The organism is Saccharomonospora halophila 8, from assembly GCF_000383775.1.
Lineage (GTDB): Bacteria > Actinomycetota > Actinomycetes > Mycobacteriales > Pseudonocardiaceae > Saccharomonospora > Saccharomonospora halophila.
On the sequence record NZ_KB912498.1, the window covers coordinates 5,026 to 10,335 of the forward strand.

Genomic DNA, 5,310 nt, shown 5'->3' on the forward strand with positions numbered 1-5,310 from the left:
CAGCGGCCGCCCGTCCAGCCGGGCGCCGCCCTCACGGGCCGCCGTCCACGTCCGGCCGGCGACCGGCTCGACGACGGCACCGGCCACCGACACACCGTCGATCTGCGCGGCGACCGAGACGGCGAACGCGGGCAGTCCGTAGAGGAAGTTCACGGTGCCGTCGATCGGGTCGACCACCCACTCGACGCGGCCGGGAGTGCCGGCACCGCCGGAGTCCCCGCCGGTGCCCTCCTCCTCACCGAGCACGACGTCGCCGGGACGCAGGGCGGCCAGGCGCGCCCGGATGAGCCGCTCGGACTCCGTGTCCACGGCCGTGACCACGTCGGTGCGGCTGCTCTTCGTGTCGACAGCGACCGTCCGCCCGACGAGCATGGATTCCCGCGCATCGCGGACCAGCCCGGCGGCCTCCGTGGCCACCTGTTCCGCCGTGGCGGCCAGCGCGGCGGGATCGGGGTCGGTGGTTCCCACGCCACCATGGGACCACATCCGCCGCTAGAGTTTCGCGCGACGGTTCTGAATCGAGTAGGAAGGGGCGGCGCCATGACGGTGCCCACGACGGGGGCCACCACGGCGACCACCGGGGCGGGCCGGGGCTTCGGCATCGACATCGGCGGCAGCGGCATCAAGGGCGGCCTGGTCGACCTCGACACGGGCGAACTGGTCGGCGACCGTCTGCGCATCGACACGCCACGGCCCGCGACCCCGGACGCGGTCGCCGACGTCGTCGCCGAGGTCGTGGGCACGTTCGGCTGGGACGGGCCGGTGGGGGTCACCCTGCCGTCGGTGGTCAAGCGGGGCAGGGCGCGCTCCGCGGCCAACATCGACCCGAGCTGGATCGGCCGGGACGCCGACGTGCTGTTCGCCGGACGGCTGGGTCGGCGCTCCACGGAGGTGGCCGTGCTCAACGACGCCGACGCCGCGGGAATGGCGGAGATGCGGTTCGGTGCCCGGGAGGGACGCGCGGGCGTCGCCGTCCTGCTGACGTTCGGGACCGGCATCGGCAGTGCGCTGTTCCAGGACGGACGTCTCGTGCCGAACACCGAGTTCGGGCACATCGAGATCGACGGGATCGACGCCGAGAAGCGGGCCGCGGCCTCCGCCAAGGACAACGAGGGCCTCTCGTATCCGGAATGGGCCGAACGGGTCGACCGGTACCTGACCGTGCTCGACACCCTGCTCAGTCCCGACCTCTATATCGTGGGTGGCGGCGTCAGCAGGAAGGCGGAGAAGTGGGTGCCGTCGCTCACCGTCGACACCCCCGTCATCGCCGCCTCCCTGCTGAACAACGCGGGCATCGTGGGCGCCGCCGCGGCTGCGGCCGAGGGCCTCGCGCACTGACCGGACCCCTCCGTGCGGCCCCCGCGGAGCCGCACGGGAAGTGATCGCTGCGCGACGTCGGTGCCCACCGTCGTTACAATGGAACAAGCTCTCGGCTGCGGACGCGGAATCCGCAGGCCAGAGCAGGTTCCCCGAACTTGAGGCAGCCGGGATACCAACGTCTCGGTTCGTCGTGATCGACCGCTGCGAAAGGGCGTACGTGGCAGCCGCAAAGACCGCAACCCCAAGCGGGACGAAGACAACGAGCGCCGCCGAGCAAGCGACTGCCGACGAGGACACGGCGGCCGCGAACGGGACGGCCCCGCCGGAGAAGAAGTCGTCGGGTCGCAAGACGGCCGCGAAGAAGTCTCCGAAGTCGACGGGGGCCCGCAAGGGCGCCAAGGCCGAGAAGGGCAAGGCCGCGGCCAAGAGCGCGGCCGAGGTCGGTGACCTCGACGCGTCGGACCTCGAGGACGTCGACCTGTCGGATCTCGACGTGGACGCGGTCGAGGTGGACGTCGTCGACGCCACCGTCACCGAGGAGGAGGCCGAGGAGTCCGAGTCCGAGGAGGAGTCGGCCGCCGCCAAGCCCGTGGACCCCGACTTCGTCTGGGACGAGGAGGAGTCCGAGGCGCTGCGGCAGGCACGCAAGGACGCCGAGCTCACCGCGTCGGCCGACTCCGTGCGGGCCTACCTCAAGCAGATCGGCAAGGTCGCCCTGCTCAACGCCGAGGAGGAGGTGGAACTCGCCAAACGGATCGAGGCCGGGCTGTACGCGGCCGAGCGTATCCGGGTCACCGAGGAGGAGGGCGAGAAGCTCTCCACCCAGATGCGCCGGGACCTGAAGTGGATCGTCCGCGACGGGGAACGCGCCAAGAGTCACCTGCTGGAGGCCAATCTCCGGCTCGTCGTCTCCCTGGCGAAGCGCTACACCGGGCGCGGCATGGCCTTCCTGGACCTGATCCAGGAGGGCAACCTCGGCCTGATCCGCGCGGTGGAGAAGTTCGACTACACCAAGGGCTTCAAGTTCTCCACCTACGCCACCTGGTGGATCCGCCAGGCCATCACCCGGGCCATGGCCGACCAGGCCCGCACCATCCGGATCCCGGTCCACATGGTCGAGGTGATCAACAAGCTCGGCCGGATCCAGCGGGAACTGCTGCAGGACCTGGGCCGCGAGCCCACCCCGGAGGAGCTGGCCAAGGAGATGGACATCTCCCCGGAGAAGGTCCTGGAGATCCAGCAGTACGCCCGCGAGCCGATCTCGCTGGACCAGACGATCGGCGATGAGGGCGACTCACAGCTCGGGGACTTCATCGAGGACAGCGAGGCCGTGGTGGCCGTGGACGCGGTGTCGTTCACGCTGCTGCAGGACCAGTTGCAGTCGGTGCTGCAGACGCTGTCCGAGCGCGAGGCCGGCGTCGTGCGGTTGCGCTTCGGCCTCACCGACGGCCAGCCCCGCACGCTGGACGAGATCGGCCAGGTCTACGGCGTCACCCGGGAGCGGATCCGTCAGATCGAGTCGAAGACGATGTCGAAGCTGCGCCACCCGTCGCGTTCCCAGGTGCTGCGCGACTACCTGGACTGAGACCGCGACATCGACCGCGCAGGGCCGTCGACCTCCCGGGGTCGACGGCCCTGCGTGGTTGACGGCCCTGAGTGGTTGACGGGCTGGTCGACGGGCCAGCATGGTCGACGGGCAGCGTGGTCAACAGGCAGCGTGGTTAACAGGCAGGGAGCGTGTCAGCCCCGGGAGAACGAGCGCAGGGCGACACCGGCCACGACCGCCACGATGCCGAGCGCCTCACCGGGTCCGGGCACCTGCCGCAGCACCACGAACCCGACCACGGCGGCGGTCACCGGCAACAGGGCCAGCAGCACCGCGAACCGGGCCTGGCCCACGCGGCGCAGCACCGTCTGGTCGAGCACGTACGGCACGACCGTGGACAACAGCCCCACCCCCACGGCGAGCGTGAGCAGGTCCGGCCGCGCCCAGACCGCGGTCGTGCCCACGACCAGCGGGGACAGCACGACGGTCGCGACGGCGAAGCCGATCGCCAGGCTGTCGATCCCGTTGCCGCCGAGGGCCACCCGCCGGCCGAGGACGATGTAGGCACCCCAGGCCGCGGCGGCCCCGAGCGCGAAGGCCACCCCGGCCGGACTGCCCTCCCAGCGCACGTCCGCGATCGCCAGCACGCCGAGGGCCACCAGCACCAGCGCGCCGACGTCCCGCGGGGTCCGGGACCCGACCGCGGCGACCACGACGGGTCCCACGAACTCCAGCGCCACGGCCGTGCCCAGCGGCAGCCGCGCGATGGCCTCGTAGAACAGCACGTTCATCCCCGCGGTGACCACCCCGAACGTCCCCGCGAGCAGGAACGCCCGCCCCCGCCACGCCTCGCGGGCGGGCCGTCGCCACGCCAGCAGGATCAGCGCCGCCCCGACGCAGCGGAGCCACGCCACCCCCGCGGGCGAGGCCACGTCGAACAACCACACCGCCAGCGCCGCGCCGACGTACATCGAGATTCCGCTGAGAACGAACACCACCGGAGCGGGCACGGCGTCGACTCCGCGTCCGAAGATCGGGACCTGCACCCCGACGATCGTGCCTGACCACCGGGAACACGGTCGCGGGAGGGCCTTCCGGACACCGTCGCGGCAGGTCGTGCCGGGTGACGCCGCCGGACGTGACACGTCTCCCACGCCCCGGCGGAACACTTGCGAGGAACAAATCGTCTGTAAGAGTGGAGGCAGCGACACCGCGATCGGGTGGACCCGGACTCGGTGGTCGCGGCTGAACTGATGGCATCGGCTTGCGATGCCGGGACGGAGGGAGACTCTCCAATGACATCATCGACGCTCACCCGCCCCGAACTGACCGCTGCGGACCGCTGCGACCGTTGCGGCGCCGCGGCGCAGATGCGTGCCGTGCTGCCCAACGGTGGGGAACTGCTGTTCTGTGGCCACCACGGACGTGAGTACGAGGCCAAGCTGAAGGAACTGGAAGCCGACATCCAGCGCTGAGCCGTCACCGACAGCCGCGAGAAAGGGCGGGGACCCGACCGGGTCCCCGCCCTTGTCACGTCCGGCCCCGTCCGGCGGGGTGTGCCGTGAAGGACTCCTTCGCGGCGTCGGACGCAGGGAAGGAGTCCCTCACGGCGTCACACGCAGGCAAGGGGCCTTCACGGCACAACCCCCGGGGGGCGCTCACACCGTGTCGAGGACGTCTTCGAAGGCGGCTTCGGCGGCGCCGAGAAGCTTCACGTCGGTGCCCAGGGCCGAGGTGCGGACCCGGACGCCGCCGAGGGCCCGGCTGACCAGGCTCCGCGCACGCACCGCGCGGTCCACGTCGTCGAGCACGGGGGTGGGCAGCTCGGTGAACAGGTCCCCGAGCACGACCAGTTCGGGACCGAACAGGTTCACCACGTTGACCAGGCCCAGCGTCAACCACTCCGCCAGGTCGCCGAGCCTGCGGCGGGCCCCCTCGTCGTCCGCCCGCAGCGCCCGCAGGGCGGCCACCACGCGACCCCGGGAACTGGTCTCCGGGAGTCCCAGCGCCCGGCAGAACGCCGCCTCCCCCACCTCGGTCTCCCAGCACCCCGTGCTGCCGCAGTAACAGGGTCGCCCGCCGGGATGCACGGCCATGTGCCCGATCTCGCCGAGATAGCCCGCACCGCCGCGCAACGACGCGCTCTGGGCGATGACTCCCCCGCCCACACCGATGTCGGCGGAGACGAAGACCACGTCGCTCGCCCCGGTGGCCCTCCCGCGCAGGTTCTCGGCCAGCGCACCCAGCTCCGCGTCGTTGCCGACCACTACCGGCATGTCGAGCGCCCGCGTCAGCCGGGTACCCAGCGCGACGTCGGACCAGCGCAGGTTGGGTGCCTCGTGGACGTGCCCGTCCGCGCGCCGCACCACCCCCGGCACCGAGATGCCGCAGGCCACGGGGCGCACGCCCAGATCCGCCGCGAGCGGGCCCGCGGACTCCACGAG

At 71.8% G+C, this 5,310-nt stretch carries 6 protein-coding genes; 3 read left to right on the top strand and 3 right to left on the bottom strand.

Annotation, left to right across the window (positions count from 1 at the left end):
- A partial coding sequence (locus SACHA_RS0104355; RefSeq protein ID WP_039737943.1) for an inositol monophosphatase family protein occupies positions 1 to 486 on the bottom strand: 486 nt, incomplete at its 3' end.
- A gap of 54 nt (positions 487 to 540) precedes the next feature.
- On the opposite strand from SACHA_RS0104355, the gene ppgK reads away from it, so the two are divergent.
- Both ppgK and SACHA_RS0104365 read left to right on the top strand, forming a co-directional pair.
- Positions 541 to 1,338 carry a polyphosphate--glucose phosphotransferase gene (gene ppgK / locus SACHA_RS0104360; RefSeq protein WP_019807488.1) on the top strand — a complete coding sequence of 266 codons (798 nt, stop codon included), beginning with the start codon at positions 541 to 543 and terminating at the stop codon, positions 1,336 to 1,338.
- Positions 1,339 to 1,537: 199 nt separating this feature from the next.
- Positions 1,538 to 2,905, top strand: a complete 1,368-nt coding sequence (locus SACHA_RS0104365; protein ID WP_083935776.1) for an RNA polymerase sigma factor — start codon at positions 1,538 to 1,540, stop codon at positions 2,903 to 2,905.
- A 155-nt stretch (positions 2,906 to 3,060) separates the two neighbouring features.
- Here the strand turns inward: SACHA_RS0104365 and SACHA_RS0104370 are convergent, their stop codons facing one another.
- Positions 3,061 to 3,837 (bottom strand): EamA family transporter, encoded by a 777-nt coding sequence (locus SACHA_RS0104370; RefSeq protein WP_157601592.1) that lies wholly within the window; start codon positions 3,835 to 3,837, stop codon positions 3,061 to 3,063.
- Positions 3,838 to 4,161: 324 nt separating this feature from the next.
- Here SACHA_RS0104370 and SACHA_RS0104375 point away from each other — a divergent pair, with 324 nt between their 5' ends.
- Positions 4,162 to 4,341, top strand: a complete 180-nt coding sequence (locus SACHA_RS0104375; RefSeq protein ID WP_007025060.1) for a DUF7455 domain-containing protein — start codon at positions 4,162 to 4,164, stop codon at positions 4,339 to 4,341.
- A 183-nt stretch (positions 4,342 to 4,524) separates the two neighbouring features.
- On the opposite strand, the gene SACHA_RS0104380 is transcribed toward SACHA_RS0104375, so the two are convergent.
- Positions 4,525 to 5,310 (bottom strand): ROK family protein (locus SACHA_RS0104380; RefSeq protein ID WP_019807491.1); only part of this gene is annotated, 786 nt, incomplete at its 5' end.